The organism is Thioclava sp. F36-6, from assembly GCF_002020305.1.
GTDB lineage: Bacteria > Pseudomonadota > Alphaproteobacteria > Rhodobacterales > Rhodobacteraceae > Thioclava > Thioclava sediminum.
Window position 1 is genome coordinate 165812 of sequence record NZ_MPZX01000001.1, and the last position, 24769, is coordinate 190580.

The 24769-nt window shown below is 63.4% G+C and carries 25 protein-coding genes; 12 read left to right on the forward strand and 13 right to left on the reverse strand.

Annotated elements, in window-relative coordinates:
- Window positions 1-46 precede the first annotated feature (46 nt).
- From tolB to BMI88_RS00870, 12 genes are all read left to right on the forward strand, one after another.
- The gene (gene tolB, locus BMI88_RS00815; RefSeq protein ID WP_078545206.1) at window positions 47-1369 is read left to right on the forward strand and encodes a Tol-Pal system beta propeller repeat protein TolB; all 1323 of its coding nucleotides are present in this window, start codon (window positions 47-49) and stop codon (window positions 1367-1369) included.
- Window positions 1370-1440: 71 nt separating this feature from the next.
- Window positions 1441-1974, forward strand: coding sequence for a peptidoglycan-associated lipoprotein Pal (gene pal / locus BMI88_RS00820; RefSeq protein WP_078545208.1), 534 nt, complete (start codon window positions 1441-1443; stop codon window positions 1972-1974).
- Window positions 1975-1979: 5 nt separating this feature from the next.
- Window positions 1980-2813 carry a tol-pal system protein YbgF gene (gene ybgF, locus BMI88_RS00825; protein ID WP_348638890.1) on the forward strand — a complete coding sequence of 278 codons (834 nt, stop codon included), beginning with the start codon at window positions 1980-1982 and terminating at the stop codon, window positions 2811-2813.
- Window positions 2814-2823: 10 nt separating this feature from the next.
- Window positions 2824-4047 (forward strand): tRNA lysidine(34) synthetase TilS, encoded by a 1224-nt coding sequence (gene tilS, locus BMI88_RS00830; protein ID WP_246831791.1) that lies wholly within the window; start codon window positions 2824-2826, stop codon window positions 4045-4047.
- Between the two features lie 82 nt (window positions 4048-4129).
- Window positions 4130-6043, forward strand: coding sequence for an ATP-dependent zinc metalloprotease FtsH (gene ftsH / locus BMI88_RS00835; protein WP_078521918.1), 1914 nt, complete (start codon window positions 4130-4132; stop codon window positions 6041-6043).
- Window positions 6044-6061: 18 nt separating this feature from the next.
- Complete coding sequence (locus BMI88_RS00840) at window positions 6062-6871, forward strand: methyltransferase domain-containing protein (protein ID WP_078521916.1); 810 nt, start codon at window positions 6062-6064, stop codon at window positions 6869-6871.
- Entirely contained in the window at window positions 6871-7461 is a 591-nt protein-coding gene (locus BMI88_RS00845) for a sulfurase (protein WP_078545210.1), read from the forward strand. Before BMI88_RS00840 ends, BMI88_RS00845 begins: the two co-directional genes overlap by 1 nt.
- Before the next feature lie 81 nt (window positions 7462-7542).
- The gene (locus BMI88_RS00850; protein WP_078545212.1) at window positions 7543-9210 is read left to right on the forward strand and encodes a formate--tetrahydrofolate ligase; all 1668 of its coding nucleotides are present in this window, start codon (window positions 7543-7545) and stop codon (window positions 9208-9210) included.
- Between the two features lie 67 nt (window positions 9211-9277).
- On the forward strand, window positions 9278-9598 hold the full coding sequence (locus BMI88_RS00855; RefSeq protein ID WP_078521910.1) for a chorismate mutase: 321 nt from the start codon (window positions 9278-9280) through the stop codon (window positions 9596-9598).
- Window positions 9579-10457, forward strand: a complete 879-nt coding sequence (locus tag BMI88_RS00860; RefSeq protein ID WP_078521908.1) for a bifunctional 5,10-methylenetetrahydrofolate dehydrogenase/5,10-methenyltetrahydrofolate cyclohydrolase — start codon at window positions 9579-9581, stop codon at window positions 10455-10457. The genes BMI88_RS00855 and BMI88_RS00860 overlap by 20 nt, the downstream gene beginning before the upstream one ends.
- Before the next feature lie 12 nt (window positions 10458-10469).
- Window positions 10470-11372: a bifunctional methylenetetrahydrofolate dehydrogenase/methenyltetrahydrofolate cyclohydrolase FolD gene (gene folD / locus BMI88_RS00865; RefSeq protein ID WP_078545214.1), complete on the forward strand. Its 903-nt coding sequence runs from the start codon at window positions 10470-10472 to the stop codon at window positions 11370-11372.
- Window positions 11373-11477: 105 nt separating this feature from the next.
- Entirely contained in the window at window positions 11478-12332 is an 855-nt protein-coding gene (locus BMI88_RS00870; RefSeq protein ID WP_078545216.1) for a LytTR family DNA-binding domain-containing protein, read from the forward strand.
- A 5-nt stretch (window positions 12333-12337) separates the two neighbouring features.
- On the opposite strand, the gene BMI88_RS00875 is transcribed toward BMI88_RS00870, so the two are convergent.
- The 13 genes from BMI88_RS00875 to BMI88_RS00935 form a co-directional block, all read right to left on the reverse strand.
- Entirely contained in the window at window positions 12338-13648 is a 1311-nt protein-coding gene (locus BMI88_RS00875) for an ATPase (protein ID WP_078545218.1), read from the reverse strand.
- Window positions 13649-13790: 142 nt separating this feature from the next.
- Window positions 13791-14291, reverse strand: a complete 501-nt coding sequence (locus BMI88_RS00880) for a prepilin peptidase (protein WP_078545220.1) — start codon at window positions 14289-14291, stop codon at window positions 13791-13793.
- 4 nt (window positions 14292-14295) lie between these two features.
- Entirely contained in the window at window positions 14296-15168 is an 873-nt protein-coding gene (locus BMI88_RS00885; RefSeq protein WP_078545222.1) for a hypothetical protein, read from the reverse strand.
- 27 nt (window positions 15169-15195) lie between these two features.
- Window positions 15196-15765, reverse strand: coding sequence for a tetratricopeptide repeat protein (locus BMI88_RS00890; RefSeq protein ID WP_078545224.1), 570 nt, complete (start codon window positions 15763-15765; stop codon window positions 15196-15198).
- Window positions 15766-15769: 4 nt separating this feature from the next.
- Window positions 15770-16777 (reverse strand): type II secretion system F family protein, encoded by a 1008-nt coding sequence (locus BMI88_RS00895; protein ID WP_078545226.1) that lies wholly within the window; start codon window positions 16775-16777, stop codon window positions 15770-15772.
- A gap of 10 nt (window positions 16778-16787) precedes the next feature.
- Window positions 16788-17747, reverse strand: a complete 960-nt coding sequence (locus tag BMI88_RS00900; RefSeq protein ID WP_078521894.1) for a type II secretion system F family protein — start codon at window positions 17745-17747, stop codon at window positions 16788-16790.
- A gap of 12 nt (window positions 17748-17759) precedes the next feature.
- Entirely contained in the window at window positions 17760-19214 is a 1455-nt protein-coding gene (locus BMI88_RS00905) for a CpaF family protein (protein ID WP_078540238.1), read from the reverse strand.
- 19 nt (window positions 19215-19233) lie between these two features.
- Window positions 19234-20502 (reverse strand): AAA family ATPase, encoded by a 1269-nt coding sequence (locus BMI88_RS00910; protein WP_078521890.1) that lies wholly within the window; start codon window positions 20500-20502, stop codon window positions 19234-19236.
- Between the two features lie 261 nt (window positions 20503-20763).
- Entirely contained in the window at window positions 20764-21393 is a 630-nt protein-coding gene (locus tag BMI88_RS00915; protein WP_078545228.1) for an OmpA family protein, read from the reverse strand.
- 17 nt (window positions 21394-21410) lie between these two features.
- Window positions 21411-22802, reverse strand: a complete 1392-nt coding sequence (locus tag BMI88_RS00920; RefSeq protein WP_078545230.1) for a type II and III secretion system protein family protein — start codon at window positions 22800-22802, stop codon at window positions 21411-21413.
- A gap of 210 nt (window positions 22803-23012) precedes the next feature.
- Window positions 23013-23882 (reverse strand): Flp pilus assembly protein CpaB, encoded by an 870-nt coding sequence (gene cpaB, locus BMI88_RS00925; protein WP_078545232.1) that lies wholly within the window; start codon window positions 23880-23882, stop codon window positions 23013-23015.
- 115 nt (window positions 23883-23997) lie between these two features.
- The gene (locus BMI88_RS00930) at window positions 23998-24219 is read right to left on the reverse strand and encodes a hypothetical protein (RefSeq protein WP_143595147.1); all 222 of its coding nucleotides are present in this window, start codon (window positions 24217-24219) and stop codon (window positions 23998-24000) included.
- Between the two features lie 194 nt (window positions 24220-24413).
- Complete coding sequence (locus tag BMI88_RS00935; protein ID WP_078545236.1) at window positions 24414-24683, reverse strand: hypothetical protein; 270 nt, start codon at window positions 24681-24683, stop codon at window positions 24414-24416.
- Window positions 24684-24769: the final 86 nt, after the last annotated feature.

The window sequence follows — 24769 nt, forward strand, 5'->3', positions numbered from 1 at the left end:
GCAGCGCGTTACAAACCGGGCAAGACCCGGAAAGGGAGTGTGTGACATGATGCGTTTCGTTCTCAGTTTGCTGGCGGCTGTGATGCTGGCACCCATCGCCGCAACCGCGCAGGATTCCGAACCGCTGCATATCGAGATCACCGACGGCGTGATCGAGCCGATGCCGTTCGCGATCGCGGGGTTCATCCCCGAAACTCAAGATGCGGGCCAGATGGCGAGCCAGATCACGCAGGTGATCTCGAGCGACCTGACGGGAACGGGCCTGTTCCGCGAAATCCCGAAATCCGCCTATATCCAGAACGTGTCGAGCTTCGATACGCCGGTGAAATATTCCGACTGGCAGGCGATCAACGCGCAGGCGCTGGTCGTGGGTTCGGTCGGGATGCAGGGCGGCAAGGTGGTCGTGAAGTTCCGCCTCTTCGACGTGTTCTCGGGTCAGCAGATGGGCGACGGGCAGCAGCTTGCGGCCTCGCCGGCAAGCTGGCGGCGTCTGGCGCACAAGGTCTCGGACGTGATCTATTCGCGCATCACGGGCGAGGGTCCTTATTTCGACAGCCGCGTGGTCTTCGTCTCGGAAAGCGGGCCGAAGGACAACCGTCAGAAGCGGCTCGCCGTGATGGATTACGACGGCGCGAACGTGACCTATCTCACCGATGCCTCGACCATCGTGCTCGCGCCGCGCTTCTCGCGTGACGGCACCAAGGTGCTGTTCACCACCTTCGAGACCGGCTTCCCGCGCATCAAGATGCTCGACGTGGCCACCGCCTCAGCGCGGCTTCTGCCGGAAGTGCCCGGCACGATGACCTTCGCGCCGCGCTTCTCGCCCGATGGCACGAAGATCGTCTATTCGATGGAGCAGAACGGCAATACCGACCTGTGGATGATGAATATCAGCTCGGGACAGACCCAGCGCCTGACGACCTCGCCTGCGATCGAAACCTCGCCCAGCTTCTCGCCCGACGGCTCGCGGATCGTGTTCGAATCCGACCGCTCGGGTACGCAGCAGCTCTACATCATGCCCGCGGGCGGCGGTGACGCGACGCGGATCAGCTTCGGCGACGGGCGCTACTCGACCCCCGTGTGGTCGCCGCGCGGCGACATGATCGCCTTCACCAAGCAAAATCAGGGCCGTTTCCATATCGGCGTGATGCGTACCGACGGCTCGGAAGAGCGTCTGCTGACCTCGTCCTTCCTCGACGAGGGCCCGACCTGGTCGCCCAATGGCCGCGTGATCATGTTCACCCGGGAGAGCCCCGGCGCCGAAGGTTCGGCCTCGCTCTATTCGGTCGACATCTCCGGGCGCAACCTGAAGAAAGTCTCCACGCCGGGCGCCGCATCGGACCCGGCCTGGTCGCCGCTTCTGCCCTGAGGGCGGATTAACAAGCGTTAGAGAAACTGGTAGGCTCGCCCGCAATGGGCAGATCAACAAAGGCGGAACCAATGAATTTTGCAGTGAAGGCCGTGTTGGCCATCTCGATGCTGGGCCTCGCGGCCTGTTCGAACCCCGATCAATACGGCTCCGGCGCGACCGGTCCCGGCGGCGCGCTCGGCCCGGGCGGCGCTGGCATGGACGGCGTCAGCCAAGGCGGGATCAACGATCCCAACTCGCCGGCCTATTTCAGCCAGACCATCGGCGACATGGTGCACTTCATGGTTGACCAGTCGACGCTGACCGACACCGCACGCGGAATCCTGACCCAGCAGGCAAGCTGGCTGGTGAGCCACCCGAGCTACACTGCGATCATCGAAGGCCACGCCGACGAGCAGGGCACCCGCGAATACAACCTCGCGCTCGGCGCACGCCGTGCCTCGGCCGTGCAGGAATACCTGATCAGCCAGGGCGTGGCCGGCAACCGTCTGCGCACGGTCTCCTACGGTAAGGAACGCCCGCTGGCGATCTGCTCCACTGAGGAGTGCTACCAGAAGAACCGTCGCGCCGTGACGGTGATCTCGCAATCGGCGGTCGGGAGCTGATCGCGATGCTGAGAGCTTTGCTTCTCGGTGCGGCTGTTCTCGCAGCCGCGCCCGCGCTGGCTCAGGACGCGAACCGCGCCCAGACGCTGGCGGATATCAAGACCGAACTGGGACAGCTTCAGACCGAGATCGACAGCCTGCGCCAGGAGCTGAAATCCTCTGGCCAGGCGGGTCTGCAGAAAGCGGGTGGCGATTCCGCTCTGCAGCGGATGGATTCGATGGAGCTGTCGCTGTCGCATATGACCGACCGTGTCGAAGAGCTGGAAAACAAGATCAACCGCGTCGTCGCCGATGGCACGAAGCGGATCGGCGATCTGAACTTCCGGGTCTGCGAGATGGAAGAGAACTGCGACATCTCGCAGCTGGGCAAGGCCAAGCCGCTGGGAGGCGACGCGCCGACCAACGCGCCTTCGGTCACTGGCCCCGCGCCGGATTCGACGCCCGGTCCCGATCTTGCGATTAACGAGAAATCGGATTTCGAGGCGGGCAAGAAAGCCTATGAGGATGGCGATTATGCCTCCGCAGCCGATCTTCTCACGACCTTCCGGCAGACCTATCCCGGCTCCCCGTTGACCAGCGACGCGATGTATTATCGCGGCATGGCGCTGCAAAAGCAGGGCGACGAGGCGGGCGCTGCACGCGCGTGGCTCGACGGGTTCTCCGCCGATCCGAAAGGGTCGCGGGCGGCGGACAACCTCCTGTCGCTCGGCAAGGCGCTGGGGCAGCTCGGTCAGCAGAGCGAGGCCTGCACCACGCTGGGTCAGGTGAGCGCACGCTTCCCGGGTTCGTCGGCGGCGGGCGAGGCGCAGAGCGCGCAGCAATCGCTGGGATGCCAGTGAGCGCTCTCCGGTGACGCTGGACGACATCACAAGACACGGTTTTGACCCCGATGCGCCCCGGCGCGTCGGGGTTGCCGTTTCCGGGGGCTCGGATTCGATGGCGGTGCTGGTGCTGCTGGCTGAGCATTTCGACGTCGCCGCGGTGACGGTGGATCACGGTCTGCGCCCCGAGGCCGCCGAGGAAGCTGCCTTTGTCGGTCGGTTCTGCGCGGATCGCGACATTGCGCATTCCGTCCTGCGCTGGGATGGCGCCAGCGCCGAAGGCAACCTGATGGATGCCGCGCGCCGGGCGCGGTTGCGGCTGATCGGCGCTTGGGCGCGCGAAAACGGGATTGCCCATGTCGCGCTCGGGCATACTGCCAACGATCAGGCCGAGACCTTCCTGATGCGGCTCGCCCGCGAGGCAGGGCTGGAGGGGCTGTCGGGCATGCGCCCGCGGTTCGAGGCCGAGGGCGTGACATGGCATCGCCCGTTTCTTGGCCAGACACGCGAGTCGTTGCGCGACCATCTGCGCGCGGAAGGCATCACGTGGATCGACGATCCCTCCAACGCGAATGACCGCTTCGACCGGGTCAAGGCGCGTCAGGCGCTCGGGGCGCTTGCGCCTTTGGGCGTCGATGCGCAGACGATTTCCGGGGTCACGGCGAACCTCTCGGCTGCGAATGCGGCGCTGCATCGGTTGCTGATGGCGGAGGTCGCACGTCACGTCTCCGAGGCGTCGGGCGATCTGCTGATCGATGCGGGGGGCTTCGCCGCGATGGACCCGGAATTGCAACGTCGCCTGATGGTGGCTGCGCTGCGCTGGGTCTCCGGGGCGGAGTATGCGCCGCGCGCCGTGAAAGTGCAGGGCTTGCTGTCGGAGATCGCACAGCCCGGCGACCGCACCCTGCATGGCTGCCGCATCACCTCCGGCAAAGACGCGATCCGCATTACCCGCGAGGCGCAGGCCGTGGCCGACCTGCGCGTGGCTGTCGAAGCTGGCGCCGCGCTTTGGGACCGCTGGGAGGTCACCGGACCCGCAACCGACGTCGCGGAAGTCGCAGCGCTGGAGGAGGCGGGATTGCGCCAATGCCCCGACTGGCGCGACACGGGCCTTCCGCGTGCCTCGCTTGCCGCAAGTCCCGCCATTTGGCGCGGCGAGACGCTTGTCGCGGCCCCGATCGCGGGCTTTGGCGCAGGCTGGCAGGCGCGGATTTCCCGCGACGCATTCGCCACTTGGCTAATTCGACGTTGAACCCCGGCGCGTAATGCCTATTTTCACTGAGGAAGAGGCGGCGACCGCAGGTCAGCCGCCCGATACGATTGGAGGATATTCCTTGGGTAATGCGCGCAATCTGGCCTTTTGGGCGGTGCTGTTCCTGCTGATTTTAGCCCTGTTCAACCTTTTCGGTGATGGGCAATCTTCGATGAACTCGTCCCAAGCGACCTACTCGGAGTTCATGGACGCCGTCGATAAAGGCGAGGTGAAGAACGTTCGCCTCGATGGCGAAGAGGTGCGCTACCAGCTCGCCGATGGCACAAGCTTCACCACCATCAAGCCGATGGAAGATCAGATCGCAGAGAAGCTGATCGACAAGGGCATCGCGGTGAGCGTCGTCAAACAACAGCAGTCGGGCTTCATGTCGCTACTGGGCGTCTGGCTTCCCTTCCTCGTGCTGATCGGCATCTGGATCTTCTTCATGAACCGGATGCAGGGCGGTGGCAAAGGCGGCGCGATGGGCTTCGGCAAGTCCAAGGCGAAGCTCCTGACCGAGAAACATGGCCGCGTGACGTTTGACGACGTGGCGGGCATCGACGAAGCCAAGGAAGAACTCGAAGAGATCGTGGAATTCCTGCGCAACCCGCAGAAATTCTCGCGCCTCGGCGGCAAAATCCCGAAAGGCGCGCTGCTGGTGGGCCCTCCGGGTACCGGTAAGACGCTTCTGGCCCGCGCCATTGCGGGCGAGGCGGGCGTGCCCTTCTTCACCATTTCGGGCTCCGACTTCGTCGAGATGTTCGTGGGTGTGGGTGCATCCCGTGTCCGCGACATGTTCGAGCAGGCCAAGAAGAACGCGCCCTGCATCGTCTTCATCGACGAGATCGACGCGGTGGGTCGTGCCCGCGGTGTCGGCATCGGCGGCGGCAATGACGAGCGCGAACAGACCCTCAACCAGCTTCTAGTCGAGATGGACGGCTTCGAGGCCAATGAAGGCATCATCATCATCGCGGCGACGAACCGTAAAGACGTGCTCGACCCCGCGCTGCTGCGTCCGGGCCGCTTCGACCGTCAGATCCACGTCCCGAACCCCGACATCAAGGGCCGCGAGAAGATCCTGACGGTCCACTCGCGCAAAGTGCCGGTGGGGCCGGATGTCGATCTGCGTACCATCGCGCGCGGCACCCCGGGCTTTTCGGGCGCCGACCTGATGAACCTCGTCAATGAGGCCGCGCTGATGGCGGCCCGCGTCGGGCGTCGTTTCGTCTCGATGGAAGATTTCGAGAACGCCAAGGACAAGGTGATGCTGGGTGTCGAGCGCCGCTCGATGGTGCTCACCCCCGAGCAGAAGGAAATGACCGCCTATCACGAGGCCGGTCACGCCATCGTCGGGCTGTCGCTGCCGAAATGCGATCCGGTCTACAAGGCCACGATCATTCCGCGCGGTCAGGCCTTGGGTATGGTCGTCTCGCTGCCCGAGATGGACAAACTCAACTACCACAAGGACGAGGCCAAGCAGAAGATCACCATGACCATGGCGGGCAAGGCAGCCGAGATTCTGAAATGGGGCGAAGAGCATGTCTCGAACGGTCCGGCAGGCGACATTCAGCAGGCGTCGGCGATTGCCCGCGCCATGGTGATGCGCTGGGGCATGTCCGAGAAGGTCGGCAATATCGACTATGCCGAGGCGCATGAGGGCTATCAGGGCAACACCGCCGGCTTCTCGGTCTCGACCAAGACGAAAGAGCTGATCGAGGAAGAGGTGCGCGGCCTGATCGAAGACGGCTACCAAGAGGCGCGCCGCATCCTGACCGAGCGGATCGAAGATTGGGAACGTCTGGCGCAAGGCCTTCTGGAATACGAAACCCTCACCGGCGACGAGATCAAGAAGGTCCTCTCCGGAGAGCCGCTGGGCGGCGACGACGACGACAGCTCCTCGGGGAGTCTGCCGTCGGTGACCGCGCTGCCCAAAACGTCCAAGAAAAAGGATCAGGGCGACGGCGGGGCGGAAACCACCCCCGAGCCTTCGGCCTGACCGCGAAGGTTCGCGAGAATGGTAACGCGTGACGCTTCAGTGCCGGGCGCAGCCGATTGGGACCCAGACGCTTATGCGCGGTTCCGCAATCTGAGGCTGCGCCCGGCACTCGACCTTCTGGCCCGGGTGCCGCAACTGCCCGAGCGCGGCAAGATCATCGATCTGGGCTGCGGCAACGGCGCGGTGGCCGAGGCGCTGAACCACCACTACCCCAAGCGCAAGATCGTGGGCGTCGACAATTCCGAGGCGATGCTGAAGCGCGCCGCGGCGATCGGCGCCTATCACCATTGCGATCTGGTCGACATTTCCGAATGGACGCCCAACAAGCCGCCGGCGATGATCTTCTCCAACGCGGCGCTGCATTGGCTCCCCGATCACGCCGCGCTGTTTCCGCGTCTGGCCGGAGAGCTGCGCGAGGGCGGCGTTCTGGCCGTGCAGATGCCCGCCCAGCATGGTGCGCCGTCGCATCGCATCCTGCGCGAGCTGTCGCAGGAGATGTTCCCCGACCGGTTCAACTTCGCGGGCTGGGTGCCGCCCGTGGCCCCGGCGGTGGATTACGCAAAAATGCTTAGCCCTCTGGGCGAGGTCGATATCTGGCACACCGAATATCTGCAGGAGTTGCAGCCCACGCCGGGGGCGCATCCGGTGCGCCGCTTCACGGAAAGCACGGCGATGCGTCCTTTCCTGCGACTCCTAGGCGACACTGAAGCGCAGGTTCTCATCGAACGCTATGAAACCGCGCTCGAGACGGTTTATCCTTTGCGGGACGACGGCAGCGTCTTTTTCCCGTTCCGTCGTCTGTTTGTCGTCTTGTCAAAGAGGGGCTGATGGCCGCGCTGAAACCCACGCAGTATCAAGGGGAGGTCGTCTGGCTCGGCCTGGTGACCACCGAGGGACAACTGACCTCGACCCCGGTCGAAGAGATCGACTTTACCTTCGACGGTCCCGTGGGAGAACTGCATGGCGGGCGCACGCGCCCTTCCTGCTCGCGCGTGACCGATCAGCATCCCAAGGGCACCGAGATCGCCAATGTTCGCCAGCTGACGATCCTCTCGGCGGAGGAACTGGCTGAGACCGCCTTCGCGATGGGCGTTCCGGAAATCGACCCTTCCTGGGTCGGCGCGACGATCGTGCTGCGCGGTCTGCCGGATCTGACTCATATCCCGCCCTCGGCGCGGCTGCAGAACGAGACCGGGCTGACCTTCGTGGTGGATATGGAGAACCGCCCCTGTGTCCTGCCGGGCCGGGTGATCGAAGAGCACCATCCCGAGAAGGGCAAGCGCTACAAACCCGCAGCCCAAGGTCGGCGCGGCGTCACCGCTTGGGTGGAGCGTCCCGGCCGTCTGGTCGTGGGCGAAACCCTGCGGCTGCATATTCCCGATCAGCGCGCCTGGGAGCTGATGGACGAGGTCCGCTGAGGCGATTTAGTCCCGCAACGGTCGCTTCTTTCCCTTTCGCTGCGCCGTCAAATGGCTACCCTCCCTCAGCAGGAGGACCCGATGACGAGTGACTTAGAGATTGCCCGTGCCGCGACGCTGCGCCCGATGCCGGAAATCGCGGCGAAGCTGGATATTCCCGAAGAGGCGCTGATCCCCTATGGCCGCGACAAGGCGAAGCTGGAGGCGGAGTTCATCGCGGGGCTGGACGGGCGCGAGACCGGCAAGCTGATCCTCGTCACCGCGATCTCGCCGACCCCTGCGGGCGAGGGCAAGACCACCACGACAGTTGGCCTCGGCGACGGGCTCTCCCGGATCGGCAAGCGCGCCGCGATCTGCCTGCGCGAAGCCTCGCTCGGTCCGAATTTCGGGATGAAAGGCGGGGCCGCGGGCGGCGGCTACGCGCAGGTCGTGCCGATGGAGTCGATGAACCTCCATTTCACCGGCGATTTCCACGCGGTCGGGGCGGCGCATAACCTGCTCTCGGCGATGATCGACAACCACATCCACTGGGGCAACGCGCTCGAGATCGACGCGCGCCGGATCACATGGCGGCGTGTGCTCGACATGAACGACCGGGCGCTGCGCGACATCGTCGTCAGCCTTGGCGGTGTTTCGAACGGCTTCCCGCGCCAGACCGGTTTCGACATTACCGTGGCCTCGGAGGTCATGGCATGCCTCTGCCTCAGCCGCGATCTGACGGATTTGCAGGAGCGGCTGGGTCGGATCGTCGTAGGCTATCGGCGCGACCGCTCGCCCGTGACCTGCGCCGAGATCGGCGCGGATGGTGCGATGGTGGTGCTGCTGAAAGACGCGCTGCAGCCCAATCTCGTGCAGACGCTGGAGGGCACGCCCGCCTTCGTGCATGGCGGGCCCTTCGCCAATATCGCGCATGGCTGCAACTCGGTGATCGCGACGCAAAGCGCGCTGAAGCTGGCCGATTACGTCGTGACCGAAGCGGGCTTCGGGGCCGATCTGGGGGCGGAGAAATTCTTCGACATCAAATGCCGCAAGGCCGGGCTGAGCCCGAATGCTGCGGTGGTCGTGGCGACGGTGCGGGCGCTGAAGATGAATGGCGGCGTCGCGAAAGCAGATCTCGGCGCAGAGAACGTGGCCGCCGTCGAGGCGGGCTGCGCCAACCTCGCGCGTCACATCGCGAATATGAAGAAATTCGGTGTGCCGGTCGTGGTCGCGATCAACCGCTTCACCGCCGATACCGAAGACGAGATCGCAGCAGTGCGCGCCGCCGCCGAAGCGCAGGGCGTGGAGGCGGTTCTGTGCACCCATTGGGCCGAAGGCGGCGCGGGGACCGAGGCGCTGGCGGAGAAGATCGTCGCGCTGACCGAGAGCCCGTCGCAATTCGCGCCGCTCTATCCCGATGACATGCCGCTGTTTGAGAAAATCGAAACCATCGCCACGCGCATCTACCACGCGAGCGATGTCTATGCCGATCAGAAGATCCTCAACCAGCTTCGCGACTGGGAGGCCGCGGGCTATGGCAACCTGCCGATCTGCGTGGCCAAGACGCAGTATTCCTTCAGCGCGGACCCGACGCTGCGCGGGGCGCCCTCGGGCCATACGCTGCCGATCCGCGAAGTGCGGCTCTCGGCGGGGGCGGGGTTCGTCGTGGTGATCTGCGGTGAAATCATGACCATGCCGGGCCTTCCCCGGCACCCGGCTGCGGAGACGATCGGCCTCGATGCCGAAGGCCGCATCACGGGTTTGTTCTAGGGGCGCGGTCTTGAGCTTGTTGGGCCAAGCTGCGATAGGGGGCGCGAGTGTTCCGGGAGCCTTGTCGATGAAATCTCCGTCAGACCTGCACACGATGGAAGAGCTGCGCGTCGCCATCGATGCGCTTGACCGGGAGCTGGTCGAGATGCTCGGTGCGCGCACCCGGCTGATCGCCCGTGCGGCGGAACTCAAACAGGGAAATGGCTGGCCCGCACGCATCCCCGACCGGGTCGAGGATGTGGTGGCAAAGGTCCGCGCCGCCGCCGGTCCTGCCGGGCTCGATCCCGATCTCGCCGACCGTCTGTGGCGCGAGATGATCGAGCATTTCATCGCGCAGGAAGAACAGGTTCTGGGCAAGGGAGACCCCGATGAGCGCCACGATCATTGACGGAAAGGCGCTTGCGCAGGTCAAGCTGGACGAGACCTATGCCGAGGCACAGAGGCTTTCGGAGGCAGGCTGGGCGCCGCGCCTCGTCTCGATCTCGGTCGGCGATGTCGCAGCGGCCGAACTCTATGTGCGCAACCAGAAGAAATACGCCGAGAAAGCCGGCGTGGCCTTCGAGGTGCGCAACTACCCCGAGACGATCAGCCTCGAACAGCTTCAGGGCGTGCTGGCCGGTCTGAACGCCGATCCGCGCGTCAACGGCATCATCATCCAGCGCCCGCTGCCCGCGCATATCCCGGTCAAGGTGCTGCAGAAGGCGGTGCATCCGCTCAAGGACGTGGAGGGGATGCACCCCGCTTCGATCGGCAACATCGTCTATAACGAGCTGGAACTGGGCCCCTGCACCGCCGTTGCGGCCGTGGAGATCCTGAAATCCCTTCCGCTCCAGACCGAAGGGCTCAATGTCTGCGTGATCGGCCACTCGGAGATCGTGGGCAAACCGATCGCCTTCCTGATGATGGGGCTCGGGGCCACCGTCACCGTGTGCCACCACATGACGCGGCAGGTCTCGGTGCATTCGCGTGCCGCCGATGCCGTGTTCGTCGCGGTGGGCAAGCCGGGGCTGGTCCATGGCGAGATGCTCAAACCCGGCGCGGCGCTGATCGATATCGGCATCAACCGGGTCGAGGGGCGCACCGTGGGCGACGCAGATTTCGACAGCTGCGCCGAAGTGGCGGGCTGGATCACGCCCGTCCCGGGCGGGGTGGGGCCGGTCACGGTCTCGACGCTGATGAACAACGCGGTCCGCGCGACCCGCATGCAGATGGACCATTACCGCACGACCTTCGCGGCGGCGGAGTGACGGAGGAATGAAATGACGGCGACGATCATCGACGGGAAGGCCTTCGCAGCGAGCGTGCGCGAGAAAGTGGCCGAGCATGTCACCCGGCTGCAAGAGGAGCACGGCATCACGCCGGGCCTCGCGGTGGTTCTGGTGGGCGAAGACCCGGCCAGCCAGGTCTATGTGCGCAACAAGGGCAAGCAGACGCTCGAAGCCGGGATGAACTCCTACGAGCACAAGCTGCCCGTGGAGACTTCCGAGGCCGATCTGCTGGCGCTGGTCGAGAAGCTCAACGCCGATCCGGCGGTGCATGGCATCCTCGTGCAGCTGCCGTTGCCCGATCACATCGACGAGGAGAAGGTGATCAACTCGATCACCCCCGCGAAGGATGTCGATGGCTTCCATATCCTCAATGTGGGCCTTCTGGGCACCGGGCAGAAGTCGATGGTGCCCTGCACGCCGTTGGGCTGCCTGATGATGCTGCGCGACCAACTGGGCAGCCTCTCGGGGCTGAATGCCGTCGTGGTGGGCCGCTCGAACATCGTCGGCAAGCCGATGGCGCAGCTGCTGCTGCGCGACAGCTGCACCGTCACGATCGCTCATAGCCGCACCAAGGATCTCGCTGATGTCTGCCGGGGCGCCGATATCCTCGTGGCCGCCGTGGGTCGCCCGCGCATGATCCCGGGCGACTGGGTGAAGCCCGGCGCGACCGTGATCGATGTCGGTATCAACCGGATCGACGCGCCCGAGAAGGGCGAGGGCAAGACCCGGCTGGTGGGCGATGTCGATTTCGACAGCGCCAAGGAGGTCGCGGGCGCGATCACCCCGGTGCCGGGCGGCGTCGGCCCGATGACCATCGCCTGCCTTCTGGCCAACACGGTCACTGCCTGCTGCCGCGCGAACAATCTGCCCGAACCTGAGGGTTTGACTGCCTGACAAAGGTAGGTAAGGATTTCCACAGGTTGGGTGGGGTAAGCGGCCTTTGCCGTTGTCGGAACCGTAACGCTTGCGTTACCCAAGCGTCATTGGGGCGTGACGGCAATGGCAGGTTTCTGGAAAATATATTGGCGGGCATTGAAGATCCCGGCTCTGCCGGTGATCTGGGTCGTCGCATCGCTATTCGGCATCGTGGCCGGACCGTTCAACACTCTCGAATCCATGTCGCTCGGTGCGCGCGTAATTTTCTGGCCGCTCAGTGTCGCGGCAGGCATCCTGATTGGCGCGGCGATTCGCATTTTTGTGCGGCGGAAGCTGGGTTTGCGCCGGTTCCGCTACGAGGCGCCCACGCTTGCCGGTCTTTCCGCTTTGGTACTGACTGTGCCGCTTTACCTGCTCGTCCTGCTACTCGCGGCGAAGCCCAACTTCCGGGGGTTCGAGATCTTCCACATGGCGGGCTATATCCTCGGCCTCTCGATGGCAGGCTCGACCCTGCGGCACTGGATGGCGCCTCAGCAGGGGCGTCCAAGGCGGGGGCAGGAGGCCCCGGTGACCGCCGCGCCGAAACAGGCCCGCCGGGACGTGAAGGCAGCGGGTAAGGGGGCTCTGTCGTCGCCCACGCCGCGTTTGCTGTATCGGCTCGAGCCTGACCTGCGCGCACCGCTGATCCGCCTTGCGGTGAATGACCACTATGTCGACGTGGTGACCGAGGCGGGGGAGACGAGCCTGTTGATCCGGCTTGCCGATGCGATCGCCGAGACCGAGGGCACGTCGGGCCTGCAGGTCCATCGCTCGCATTGGGTGGCGCGCGATGCGGTGCGCGGCATGCGCAAGGAAAAGGGGCGCGTCTTCCTTCAGATGGCCGACGGGGAAGAGGTGCCTGTCTCGCGCACCTATCAGCCGCAGGTCGAGTCTGCACGGTTCCGCGCGCCCGATACCGATGGGATGGCCGCGCAGTAATACCCTTAGTGGACTATCACCTCGTCTCTGACGAACATGTTGTCCCAGGCGCGATCCACCAATTCCGGCGTCATCTGATAGGGGATGCCCTCGAATTCGCAGATCGAAATCATCTGGTCGATCAGGAAGACCGGCTGATAATTCGCGTAGATATTGTCGATGGTGGGGTACTTCACCTTCAGCAGATGCAGCAGCGCCTTTTCGTCGAGCGGCATGTTGCGCTTCTTCGCCATCATCTGGAAAATCTTGAGATAGTCGGACTGGTTCGGCCCGTCGATCTTGATCTTGAAGAAGATACGACGCAGCGCCGCCTTATCGAAGATCTCGTTCGGGTGGAAGTTGGTCGAGAAGATCACGAGCGTGTCGAAGGGCACCTCGAATTTCTCGCCCGATTGCAGCGAGAGGATGTCGCGGTTCTCTTCCAGCGGCACGATCCAGCGGTTCACCAGCTTCTGCGGCGGTTCGGCCTGACGGCCAAGGTCGTCCACGATGAAGACGCCTCCCGCCGATTTGAACTGTAGCGGCGCGGTATAGGTGCGCGCGGTCGCATTGTATTTCAGGTCGAGCATGTCGAGCGAAAGTTCACCGCCGGTGATCACGGTCGGTCGCTCGCAATAGACGTAGCGCTGATCGAACTGCATCCCGCGCTTGCGCAGCGAGGTCGGGTCGTCTTCCTCGACCGGAACGGGGGTGTGTACGATCGGGTCGTAGACGGTGATGATCTGGCCCGCATATTCGATGGCGCGCGGGATGAAGATATTGTCGCCGATCGCGTCGCGGATGCCGTTCGAGATCGAGGATTTCCCGTTGCCGGGCGGGCCGTACATCAGGATCGAGCGCCCCGAGGAGACCGCCGGGCCAAGCTGACCGATCAGGTCGGGCGGCAGGATCAGGTGGCCCATCGCGCCCAGAAGCTGCTGGCGGGTCAGCTGGATGTTGCGGATCGACTGGCGCTTCACCTGTTCACGATAGACGGTCAGCGGCACCGGCATTGCGCCGTAATACTCAGACTGCGCCAGCGCATCGAGCGCGCGCGCCTTGCCGGTGTCCGACAGTTGGAAGCCCATCTCGCCGCCGGAATTGGCGTGCAGCGTGCCCATCGCCTCCAACAGGCCCTGCCTGCGGCACATGTCGATCAGGTCCTGCACCATCGTCATCGGCAGGCAGACCAGCTTGGACAGCGCAGAGGCCGTGTCCGTATTGGTGCGGAACATCGTCTTGAGCAGGATGTCCCGCATCATCACGACGTTCAGCCCGGTTTCCTCCAGCGCGCGCGGCGGGGCCGGGGCGATGACATTCGAGGTCATCATGTTCATCTGGCGCGTCCTCTCGGCTGTGCACCCCGCTTTGGTCCTGCGCAGGGGCTAAGATCGGTCCGGGCCAATCTTGCCGGTGATTGTGGCCAAATGTTGGAAAAACCGGGTAATCGCCGCGATACCCGATCGCGTGGCTGAACAATCAGCCGAGGGCCACGAGCAGCAGATACGCCCAGAGCGTGCCGACCAGCGCCAGCCCCATCGGGAAGTCTTTGCGCTTCCAGCTCACCCAGTCGGGCGTGGCGTTCACCACGGCCGGGATTGCGCGAAAGATCCGGTGCGCGGCGAAGGCCGCGAGCAGGAAGGCGCAGAGCAGGAACATCGTCAGCTGCACGTCGAACAGCTCATGCGAGAAAAACGGCGCGGCGGCGGCTGCGAATTTCGCGTCGCCCGCACCGAAATGCGCGATCTGGTTCAGGATGTAACCGATCACGAAGACGACCAGCGCATGGCTCCACCGCCAGGCATAGACGTCGATCGGCAGAAGGAACGGCCCCGCGAAAGCGAAGATCACCAGAAGCGCCAGCACCGCCTTGTTGCGGATTTTCATGTATTTGAGATCGGTGAAGACCACCCAGGCGCATACCGGGGTGATCAGTACCAGAAAGATCAGCGCCGAAAGCGGCGGGGCGAGACCGAGCATCCTCTTAGCCTTTCAGCGCGCTCGACGATCCCTGATCGAGCGCCTTAAGCGCCCGGTCGGCCTCCGCGAAATACTGCGGATTGGTGTCGATCGCGTCTTGCAACAGCGTCTTGCCGATATTGACGTCGCCGCGCTTCACCGCGGCTAGACCCGCCGTATACAGAAGCTGCGCGCGCTCCGTCTGGGTCATGTCGATCACGGGCAGGTCGTATTTGCCCTGGCTTGCGCGGGCAAGCACGAGGTTGTTCTTCGTGGTGAAGCGGGTCGGATCGTAGGTGAGCGCTTCCTTGAACAGCTTCTCGGCGCCTGCGGCATCGCCGCGGCTGAGCTTGGAGAAGCCCCAGTTGTTGTAGATGCCCGCGGGCTTCGTGGTCAGGCCCGCCGCGGTCTCGTAGAAGCTGTCGGCCTTTTTCCACTGTTTATCGCTATCGGCCACCATTGCTTCGAGGCGGTAGCGGTCATAGGTCTCATGCGTCGGCGGCACGGTGTTCAGCGTGGCCTTCGCCCCGGCCCAGTCATTCGAACGGATCTGCGCCTCGGCCAGCGACACGCGGTCGTCATTGGTCGCGCCCGGCATCGTGAGAACCTCTTGCCAGACCTTCACGGCCTGCACGGGCTTTTGCGCGCGCACCAGGGATTTCGCGAGCCCACGCTTGGCGTCGATCCGATCGGGATGGTCGTTGGACAGCCGGGTGAAATAGGTCACGGCCTCGTTCGGATCGGCGACCGTCAGCATGATGTCCGTAAGGTTGGTCTCATCAACGGCATTCACGCTTTTCATCGCGCGGGCGACTTCGGCGTCGCTGTTATTGCCCATACAGCCGGAGAGAGTCATCGCGCAGCCAGCCAAGGCTGCCAGAAAGATCGGGTGGCGCATGTTACCTGCGTCCTTTTTGCTCGAGCCTCAGTGCTTCGTCAGCAGCAGGTAGTCACCGACCCCTTTCCTGACGAGCGTGAACTGCTTGTCCTGTGGCGCAGCGTAACCCGGCTCTTCTATTTTTGCGAGCGCCCGCTTGAGGTTTTGCTTGATCGCGTCCGATTGGCCACTGTCCAGCGCGAAGGCGAGTTTGAAGACGCGCGCGGCTTCGGCGTATTTGCCGCGCTCCATCAGAACGACGCCAAGGTTGTTCCATGCCGGCACGAAGGTCTGATCGGCCTCGGTCGCACGGCGCAGCATCTGTTCGGCTTGGTTCAAGCGTCCCAGTTTCAGGTCGGCAGAACCGATGCCCGAGAGGATTTCCGCCGTCGCGCCATGCTGGCCCGCCGCGCGGTAATAGGCCTTGAGCGCAAGCTCGTATTCGCCCGCGTCCATCAGCCGATGACCGACGAGAAGCCCGTCGACCGCCTCCGCACCGGGTTTGGTGCCAGGGGCGAAAGCGCCCCGTTTCTCAGCCGAAAGGCCGCCCGGGTTGCAGGCGGCCAGTGTTGTTACTGTCAGCGCGGCCAGTATCAGGCCGCGGCGCTTTGGGATCATGCCGTCAAATGCCCATATTCTTGAAGTTCTCAAGCATATCATGGATCGACGGGCCAACAAGAATGATCAGAAGCGGCGGCACGGTGAACATCATCGTGCCCAGCGTCATCTTGGTGGGGATCTTGTTGGCGGCTTCCTCGGCGCGCATGATCCGCTTGTCGCGCATGTCGGCGGCATAGAGGCGCAGAGCCTCGGCGATCGAGGTGCCGAATTGCTGCGACTGGATCATCACGGTCACGAAGCTCGCGATATCCGGCACGCCCGAGCGTTCGCCGAAATTGCGCAGCACGGTCGACTTGTCGAGACCGGCCTTGATCTCGTGGGCGACCATCGCGAATTCCTCCGACAGGGCAGGGTAGGATTTGTTCAGCTCTTTCGAGACGCGGATGATCCCCTGATCGAGCGACTGGCCCGCCTCGACGCAGACGAGCAGCATGTCGAGCGAGTCCGGGAAACCGTTTTGCATCTCGTCGGTGCGCGCCTTCACGCGCTTGTTCACCCAATATTTCGGGCCGTAATAGCCGACGCCCCCGGGGCCGAGCACCCAAAGCACCGTGCCCAGCATCCCCATGCTTTGCCCCTCGGGCGCGCTGGAGTTGTAGAGCACGACATAGAGCGAGCCGAGCGCGAGCAGGCCGATACCCGCCGCGAACTGGACCGCGTGGAAGGTGCGCACGGCATTCGGGCCGCGATAGCCGGCCGATTGCAGCCATTTGCGCGACTCCGACAGTTCCTCGGCGTTTTGTGGCTCGAGGAAGGCCGAGTATTTCTGCAGCTTGTCGCTCTGGGTATCGCGCAGCTTCGGGTTCGTTTTGTCCGCGTTGCCGCCGGTATTCTGGCGCGGCTGGCGCGGGGCTTTCCCGCGGATCTTGTCGAACGGATCCTCGCGCTTCTTCAGGAGCGCAGGGATCGCGGCGAGCACAAGAAGCCCGCCGAGCGCCGCCAGTGCGATCATCGGACCCATCGGCCCGAGCGCATCGGTCAGCATCTGGTTGATGGCAGCGAAATCCATTGGGCTCTCCTCAGACCTTGATGGTTGTCATGACCTTCATGAAAATCACGTTGGCGCCGAGCAGCAGGAACACCACGATGGCGGCCGGGATGAAGGCGGCGGTCGTTTTGACCTCGTCGTAATAATCGGGCGAAACGACCTGAATGATCACCATCACCACGACGGGGAAGGCCGACAGGAAGATGCCCGACCAGCGCGGCTCTGCAGTGATCGCCTTCACGCGGCGGAACAGCCGGAAGCGCGAGCGGATGACTTTCGACAGGCCTTCGAGAACTTCGGCGAGGTTGCCGCCCGAGGTCTGCTGGATCGACACGGCGACCGCGAGGAAGCGCAGATCCTGCATATCCAGACGTTCGGCCATTTCCGAGATTGCCTCGGCCACGTTGCGCCCATAGGCGGCCTCGTCGGCGATGATGCCGAACTCGGTGCCCATCGGATCGGGGATCTCGCGCGCGACCGCCTGGATCGCGGAGGCCAGGGGGTGACCGACGCGCAAGCTGCGCACCATCAGTTCCACCGCATCGGGAAGTTGCTCCTCCATCAGCGCCATGCGTTTCTTGGCCTTCGAGCTGACCCAGAAGAACACGCCGCCCACGCCCATGAAGAGCGCGAGGAAAATACGGATGAAGAGCCCCGCCTGTGAGGCCACTGTGAGCGCGATGAAGGCGGCGAAGCAGGCGAAGGCCATGATGCCGATCAGGGCCATCGGCGAGAAAGCGATATTGCCTTTCTGCGCCTTGTCGGCCAGCAGCGAATAAAGCGGGATCGAGCGCGCGTCGTTATGCTGCGTCGCTTCCTTGCGCAGACGTTCCAGCACCTCTTCGCGCCGCTCGCCCTTGTTGAGCATCTCGAGGCGGCGATTGACCCGCTTGTTGAGCGAGATCGACTTGCCGAAGAACAGCAGATAGACGCCTTCGACGAGCAGCAGCACTGCGACGAAGATCAGCAGGTAGATAATGGGGGTCGCCATGGCGGGGTGTCCTTAGTCCTGCACGGGTTCGTAGATCGAAGCCGGCAGGTCGTAGCCCCATTGCCGGAACCGATCGGAATAATGCGAGCGCACGCCGGTCGCGGTGAAGCGCCCGATGATCTTGCCGTCGGGGGCGAGGCCGAGACGCTCGTAGCGGAAGACTTCCTGCATCGAGATCACGTCGCCTTCCATGCCGGTGACTTCCGTCACCGAGACCATGCGGCGCGAGCCATCCTGCAGACGCGAGGCCTGCACAATCAGGTTCACAGCCGACGCGATCTGACTGCGCATCGCTTTCATCGGCATCTCGATGCCCGACATCGAGATCATGTTCTCCAGACGCGCCACGCCGTCACGGGCGGAGTTCGCGTGGATCGTGGTCATCGACCCGTCGTGACCGGTGTTCATGGCCTGCAACATGTCGATGACTTCCTCGCCGCGCGTTTCGCCGACGATGATACGGTCGGGACGCATGCGCAGCGCGTTCCTGAGACAGTCGCGCTGAGTGACCGCGCCCTTGCCTTCGACGTTCGGCGGACGGCTTTCCATTCGGCCCACATGAGTCTGTTGCAGCTGGAGTTCGGCCGTGTCCTCGATCGTCAGAATGCGCTCGGCGTTGTCGATGAAGGACGACAGCGCGTTGAGCGTCGTCGTCTTACCCGAACCCGTCCCGCCTGAGACGATCACGTTGAGACGCGTCGCGACCGCGGCTTGCAGATAGGCCGCCATTTCCTCGGTGAAGGCACCGTAATTGACGAGATCGTCGATCCCGAGCTTGTCCTTCTTGAATTTACGAATGGAGACGAGCGAGCCGTCCACCGCGATCGGCGGTACCATCGCGTTGAAACGCGAGCCATCGGCAAGACGGGCGTCCACGTAAGGGTTGGATTCATCGACACGACGACCCACGGCCGACACGATCTTGTCGATGATGCGCAGCAGGTGGCGTTCATCCTTGAAGGTGATGTCGCTCAGTTCGAGTTTGCCGTCGCGTTCGATGAAGATCTGCTGCGGGCCGTTGACCAGAATATCGTTGACGGTCTCGTCCTTGAGCAGTGGCTCGAGCGGGCCGAGGCCCATGACCTCGTCGTAAAGCTCCTGCTGCAGCGCCTGGCGGTCCTGCGCGTTCAGCGCGACCGAAAGCTCGGTCATCGCCTCGGCGGTGATGTCGGCGATCTCCGCGCGCAGCTCGCGTTCCGAGGCGTGCTCGAGCGCGGCGAGGTTCAGGTTCTCCAGTAGCCGCTTGTGCAGCTCCACCTTGAGTTCCTGAAGGCGCTGCTTGCGCTTCTTTTCCTTGTCGACGGCCACCGGGTCGGCGGCGACCTTCTGAGGCGCCATCTTGCGATGCACCTGCGTCTTCGGCGCAGCGTCGATCGGCGGCGGCTTGGCGGCACCGGGCGCGGGCGGCGGGGGGGCGGCCTTGCCGTTGGTGGGCTTTGCCCCGTCTTTCTTGTAGCGCGAAAACATCTGGACGTGTCCTTTCGGGTCAGGCGGCCGCTTCGACGGCTTCGTTCAGCTCCACCAGCGAGCCGGCAAGCTTCTGGAATTCCTTGCGCAGCGGCACTTTCGGCGCAGAGAGCGCCAGCGGAAGCCCGTGGTCGTTGGCCTGCGTGATCTGCTTGCCGCCATCGCTCATCAGCAGTTCGAGCGAGATATCGAGGCTCTCAGCCAGTCGCTTCACGCGCGCCTTGCCGTTGAGATCGGTGAATTTCGGTGCGCGGTTGAGCACGTAGCGCAGCTTCTCGGTCGGCAGCCCTTCGGATTTCAGAGCACGCTGCATCCGCAGCACGTTCTGGGCCGAGCGCATGTCCAGCTCGATCAGCGCGAAGTAGAGATGCGCCTTGTTCAGCACTGTCTCGGTCCAGCTGACCACGGTCGAGGGCATGTCGATCACGACGAAATCGTAATGCGCGCGCGCCATGTCGATCAGGCGCTCCAGATCCTCGCCGCTCAGCAGATCGAGCGGCAGCATGTCGGTCGGCGCGGTCAGCACATCGAGCTTGTCGTTGAAGCTGAGCATCGCCTGCCGGAAGGTTTCCTTATCCATATGCTCGGTATCGGCGAGCATCTCGTAGATCACCTCGCGACGCGGCAGGTCGAGATAGGTCGCCGCAGCGCCGAATTGCAGGTCGAGATCGAGCAGGCAGACCTTCGGCGAGGTCGACGGCGCTTTCTTCTTCTTTTTGCCGTCGTGGATCGTCGCCATTTCCCAGGCGAGGTTCATCGCGAAGGTGCTCGCGCCGACACCGCCGGACAGGCCGTGGACCGGAAGAACGACACCATCATGGTTGCCGGTCGCCGCGAAGGTCGGGGCGTGCATGGGGGTCGACATCTCGGGTGGAGGCGCGGCTTGGCCCAGACGCTCGATCGCGTCATGGAGCGCGCCTTCGGGAAGCGGGTAGGGGACGAAATCATCGGCCCCGAGGCGCAGCAGCTGATGCAGCGCGATCGGGCTGACCTCGTCGGCGATCAGGATGACGCGAATATTACGGTCCTTCGCCTCGGTGATGATGCCGGAGATCTTGGTCAGCTCATCCTCGTCTTCGCCATCCACGGCAATCGCGATGAACTCGAGCTGTTCCGCATCGGGTTGGCTCAGGAAGATTGCCGCTTCGTCAAAGGTAAGGTCGCCCCAGCTTTCACCAAGCTCGGTCTCCATATCCTCGATCAACAGGTCGAAATTCGACACATCGCGTGACACGGTGCACGCCTGAATCGGGGCCGGCTCCGAAGTCATGATAGCTGCTGCAGTCATTGCCTCTGTCCTCTTTTTCGTGACCCGCGGCGGGGTTCGGTTAACTCTGTTGCTACGCCGCAGACCGGACGCGACTCGCTGGACGCGCCTATTCCGTCGAGGATCAATCTCGTTTCCAATCTGGGCGACATTGGGGCCAGACTGTTTCAATTGTGGGATAAAGAGAGACGATAAAGAAAAACGGCGGGCTTTGTTGAAAGCGCCCGCCGTTCGGTACTGTGTCGTCTCGCCGCAGCGAGACAAATAGGTGAATCCAGAGCCTTAGTTGCCTTCGCCCCCGGCGCTCGCCGAGGCGATGTAGTCGCGATAGATCACCGCCGCGTACTTGCCGTCGAGCAGCATCGGTTTGCCCTTGGTCACGAAACCCGAGACCTCGGTGACGGTGCGGCGATTCTGTTCGTTCGGAGCCTGCGTGTAGACCAGCGGATGCGTTTCGCCGTAGGACACGAGCGCCTCGAGCCGCGAGCGGGAGATGCCCTGCGCGACGAGGAAATTCACCACGGCCCGCGCGCGCCGCAGCCCCAGAGCCTTGTTGTAAGCGTTGGAGCCGACGAGGTCGGTGTGTCCGTAGACGCGGAAGCGCACTTCCGGGTTCTGCCGGATCCAGTTTGCCTGCATCAGCAGCGCATTGCGCGCCTGCGCATCGAGCACCGAAGAGTTAAAGGCGAAATGCACCGTGTTGGGCACGTCAGCGGCGAATTTGCGCGTCATGTTGATGACGTAGCTTTGGCTGCCGCTCATCATCGCCTGATTCTGCGCGATGGCGGAGCCGAAGCCCAGCGACCCTTCCGTGGTCGAGCCGACCTCCGAGTTGAAGGTCTTGGTGCCTTCCGAACAGCCAGCCAGCACAGCCATGGTGCCGACGGTGATCGCGAGAGTGCGTAGTTTCATGTTTCCAGCCATCTCGCTCACTCCATCACATAGCCATAGGAGCCGGAGAAGTCCTGCTTGGCGACTTCCGCGGCAGGGCCTTTTTGCGGCGCTTTGCCGCCCGAGGTTCTGCCGTTGAGGAACAGCTCGGACTCGGTTGGCGGCTTCAGGCGATCCGTCGGCAGCGCCAGCGTGTCACCCTTGACGGGCGAGACAAGATGCGGCGTCACGATGATCACCAGTTCGGATTGCTTGCGTTCGAATTCGGTCGAGCGGAACAGCGCGCCGAGCACCGGAACATCGCCGAGCCACGGGATCTGGCCCACGGAATCGTTGAAGTCGTCCTGAAGGAGGCCCGCGATCGCGAAGCTTTCGCCGTCGCGCATCTCGACCGTGGTCGAGGTCGAGCGTTTCTTGAAGGCGCTGACGTTGAACGTACCGCTCGTATAGCCGTTCGCCGTGTCGATCGAGGAGACCGAGGCGGCGATTTCGAGGTTGATCACGTCACCGTCCACCACGCGCGGCGTAAAGGACATCTCGACGCCGAAGGGTTTGTACTGGATCGAGACATCGCCATTGTTGAGCACCGGGATCGGATATTCGCCACCGGCGAGGAAGTCTGCGGACTGGCCGGAAAGCGCCGTCAGGTTCGGTTCCGCGAGGGTGCGCACCACGCCTTTGTTTTCCAGCGCTTGGATGAGAACACCCAACTGGAACGTGCCGCGGCCGATGCCAATGCCGATCCCGTTGTCGTAGGTCTGCGCGGGTGCGGTTGCGGTGGTGGTCCTCGTGCCTCCGAAGCCCGCACCCGCGCCCAAGGTTCCGTTCGGCCCAACGCTTGCATTGATTGAGGAGCTGAGGCTTTTGGCGACCGAGCGCTGCATCTCTGCGAAGCGCACTTTCAGCATCACCTGCTGCGTGCCGCCAACCATCATCAGGTTCGACACCCGGTCCGGCGCGTAGCGATTGGCCAGTTCCAGCGCGCGGCTGAGTTTCTGCGCCGAGGAGACCGTGCCCGAAAGGACGATCCCGTCATTCGCAGTGCGCACCTGGATGTTCTCGCCGGGCAGGATCTGTTTGAGGCGTTCCTTGAACTCCGCGAGGTCCGGGGTCACCTGAACGTCGACATTCGACACCAGCTTGCCGTCGGCACCAAGGATCGTCAGCGTCGTCCGGCCCGGCACCTTGCCCAACACGTAGATCGAGCGATCCGAAAGGGTCTGGATGTCCGCGATGCCGGGATTGGCGATCGAGAGCTCCGAAAACGGCGTGTCGCTTTCCACGACCACCGCGCGGTTCAACGGAACCGTCAGCGGAGCCTGAGTTGCCCCGGACAGAATCCGCAACGTGTCTGCTTGCGCCGGGCTCATTACCGCGACGCTCAGCGCCATGCCGCATAGGCAGGCCTGCATTAAGGTTTTCAATTTCATCTGTGACCCTGCCTCTCCGATCACGCCACTCGCAAATCTTTTGTCTGCTTAGGGACTGTTTTGGTCCGTTATTGCAAAGGAGAATGCGCCAAGACCCGTTTTTTTGCAAGAATCAATGGATTGAGCGCCGTTCTTGATGTGGATAAACGGTCACATGTGAAAGCGGGGCCCCGTAGGACCCCGCACAAATGACTGATATTTGTCATTTATTTAGTTGGTGCAGGGGATCGGCGTCTCGATGACTTCCGTGCCCTTGCGGGTCTTGATCGTGCAGACCTGCGCTTTTTCTACCTTCTTGGCCTCTTGCTTCTGGATACCAAGCAGCTCGTCACGGTTGATTTCGATCTGGCCAAGCTGTGCGCTGTTGTCGAGGCCGACGAGCGAGAGGGTCAGGCGCCCGGTGTTCTGAGCGAGTGTCAGGGCCGCGACCTGCTCGGGGCTGACTTCGGCGGTGACCGAGCGGGCGATTTGGGTGGCTTTCGTGCGGTCAGGATCGGTGCTCTGATCGATCGCGATCAGTTTAAGGTTGCGGTCGATCAGCTTGGTCACCGGTTCATTGCCGATCTGACCGGACCAATAGACATCGACCAGATCGCCCGGGCGCAGAAAGCCCGAGACAGCCGAGGTCGAGGACACCTGGATCGTAAAGGCGCGGCGTCCGTCAGGAAGGCTCGCCATGATACCGGCATTCTGACCGGGTTGCGTCACGCGCGAGGCCAGGAGCACTTCGCCGGGTGTCAGTGCGCGCATCGAAGCCCGTTCGCGGGTGTCACCTTCGAAGAACGCGGCACGTGCTGCTTCCGGCGTGCCTTCCTTTGCCGCGATGACGGTGAAGGCATTTTGCGGGACCGCATTGGCCTGCATCTTGATCACGGCCAGATCCTTCGGTCCGAATTGCTCGCCGTATCTCAGCGGCTTGCGGACCACGACTACATCGGCAAGTTTCGGCGCGTCTTTTTGAAGCGCGGCCAGCTGATCGCGTTCGGCTTGAAACTGTGCAATTTGCCCCCGCGCCATCATGACTGCCACTCCCGCGAGGCCGACGCCTGCGACAAGGAAGAGAACAAAGATCAGTCGCATTGGTTCATCCTTCTGTTTTCTGAACGGCGACAATACCGCGACGAGAGTCGTTTAATTGCAGAGAAAAATGGCGAAACGTTGTCGTATGAACGGTCTCGGCGTGGAATTAGCCGGTCTAGCCGTCGCTGAGTTCTTCAACCGCGAAGGCCGGGACGACCTCTTGCTCGTCGATGAATTTCGAGATTTTGCCGGATGCGCCGGCGGTCTCCTGCCAAATCAATGCAGTCGCCATGAAGCCCAGGGCAACGAGAGACGATGTCAGCACGACCCAGTCGATCGTGACCGCGCCGTCTTCGTCGCGCAGCATGGGCTTTAATTTCCAAAACCGGTTGCTCATGTAATCCCCTCTCTGCGTGCTAAGAGCGTTGCGTTCAAATGGGTACCCAAACGTCATGTCCGAATTGCGGCGGCCGGAGGGATTTTTCACGAACGCGTCAGCAACGCACCCGCGCGCCCCCGAAGCATTGGGCTCTTTCGAAATGCAACGGGCCGCTCGAAGGCGGCCCGTAACGTCAATCTCAAGTCTGGCGATTAGCCGCCGGTCGAGTCGGTCGTGGTGGTGGTCGGCAGGAAGCCATCCGCCATGCCGCTGGACACTTCGCTACCGTCGAACGACTGGGTGACTTCCGCGCCGTCGAGGTACTCAGCAATCTTGCCCGACAGACCAGCGGTCTGGGTGCGGACCAGGGCCAGTGCAGCAGCGCCGAGGCCGACGACAGCAGCGGTCAGCACAACCCAGTCAACGGTCACAGCGCCGTCTTCTTCGTCGTGGAACTTCTTGATTTTGAAAAACTTCATCATGGTGTCTCTCCTAAGGTTTGTCTCTGCCCCGCGGTCTCGGTTGGCGTCCGTGCCGGTTTCCGTCTCGCGGTATGGGGACATATGGC